Genomic DNA, 2,026 nt, shown 5'->3' on the forward strand with positions numbered 1-2,026 from the left:
GGTGTGTGACTAGGTGTAATTCCTAAATCACCAAGTATACCTGTAGCTACCACCATTTCTACCATACCAGAGAAAATCTCTGTTTCTGCGCTGACAATGTCACAATATATCGTCATTGTCATATCGTCGTTTACTCCTTCTGATTTTTTGATTAATTAATGCAAGAATATTATATACTTATCGTATATGAAATAAGATGGTGTTGGTCACCAAGAACACTTAATGGTTTCCGCAAACTTTTACCCATTCCTTTTTTGAGGTGTAAGGTTGTTTATTTCTAGCATTAACCCTGATCACCAACAACGTATAAGCTTATGGATATTCTCTCATTTGTCTCCTATTCCTACCTTTAATGGTTCAGGTATATAGACTATAGGGTTTTAGCTTTTTCTACTGCTTCGTCAATAGTACCAACCATATAGAACGCTTGCTCAGGCAAGTTGTCGTACTCCCCATCTAGGATGCCTTTGAAGCCACGAATCGTTTCTTTCAGGGAAACATACTTACCAGGTGCTCCAGTAAAGATTTCCGCAACAAAGAATGCTTGCGATAAAAATCTCTCTATCTTACGGGCGCGAGTTACAGTCTGTTTATCTTCTACTGACAACTCATCCATTCCCAAAATTGCAATAATATCTTTAAGTTCTTTGTAGCGCTGAAGAACTACCTGTACTCCACGGGCAACGTCGTAGTGCTCTTGACCAATAATCAAAGGATCTAATTGCCGGGAAGATGAGTCCAACGGATCTATCGCAGGATAAATACCTTTAGCTGCAATATCACGACTAAGAACCACTGTTGCATCAAGATGAGAGAAGGTGGTTGCTGGAGAAGGGTCTGTTAAATCATCAGCAGGAACGTATACCGCTTGAATAGAAGTAATTGAGCCTTTATTGGTTGAAGTGATTCGTTCTTGCAAAGCCCCCATTTCCTCCGCCAGAGTTGGCTGATAACCTACAGCAGAAGGCATACGGCCAAGCAAGGCGGAAACCTCTGTTCCTGCTAAAGTGTAACGATAAATGTTGTCGATAAATAATAGGACATCTCGTCCATCATCACGAAATTCTTCCGCCATAGTTAAGCCAGTTAAAGCAACACGAAGGCGGTTTCCTGGAGGCTCATTCATTTGACCATAAACCAGCGATACTTTATCTAGGACGTTCGATTCTCGCATTTCATGATAGAAATCATTACCTTCCCGAGTACGCTCCCCTACACCAGCAAAAACAGAAAATCCGGAGTGCTCAATCGCAATATTACGAATCAACTCCATCATATTTACGGTTTTACCAACACCAGCACCACCAAACAAACCTACTTTACCGCCTTTTGCAAATGGTGCTACCAAGTCAATAACCTTAATACCTGTTTCCAGTAATTCATTACTAGCAGACTGCTCAGCATAACTTGGAGGTTTACGGTGAATAGATGCACGCTTTTCTTCTCCAATAGGGCCTTTTTCATCAATAGGTTCACCAAGCACGTCCATAATACGACCAAGAGTTTTGCTTCCTACAGGAACCTGAATAGAGCTGCCTGTATTATCAACGTTAAGACCTCTGGAAATCCCTTCCGTAGAACCCATAGCAATAGATCGAACTACACCATCTCCCAGTTGCTGCTGAACTTCCAGAACAAGATTTTTCTCTTTAACACGCAGCGCGTCGTAAATTTTAGGAACACTATCCCCCGGAAACTCGACATCAATGACTGCGCCGATTACTTGAACGATATGACCGCTACTCATAGCCTTTCCTCATACTTGTTTTTTTGCATTGAGCAGAAATCAAAACTCATTGCCCTATCTATATGTACCCACCGTACCTGAAGATGCTGATATTTACTGTACTACCTTGAGCTATTTATACCTAATCCTCTAAGAATGGAGGATGTTGACTGCTCCCACTCTCCCTTATCACCTACTACGCATAGGATCGTAGGGATTAGCTTTCACACCTTTAGTGGTATTAGGTCTAGGCAGCTCATACAGCAGATGCACCACTAACAATTTCAGAAAGTTCCTGAG

General features: G+C 41.7%; 1 protein-coding gene and 1 pseudogene. Both read right to left on the reverse strand.

From position 1 onward, the window contains the following. Nucleotides 1–122 (reverse strand): annotated as a pseudogene (locus tag BQ7314_RS06980) (F0F1 ATP synthase subunit epsilon); the annotation flags it as partial. Between the two features lie 248 nt (nt 123–370). Further along, on the reverse strand, nt 371–1,747 hold the full coding sequence (gene atpD / locus BQ7314_RS06985; protein WP_174482985.1) for a F0F1 ATP synthase subunit beta: 1,377 nt from the start codon (nt 1,745–1,747) through the stop codon (nt 371–373). Nucleotides 1,748–2,026 lie beyond the last annotated feature (279 nt).

Origin of the sequence: methanotrophic endosymbiont of Bathymodiolus puteoserpentis (Logatchev), from assembly GCF_900128525.1 — a bacterium.
GTDB lineage: Bacteria > Pseudomonadota > Gammaproteobacteria > Methylococcales > Methylomonadaceae > Methyloprofundus.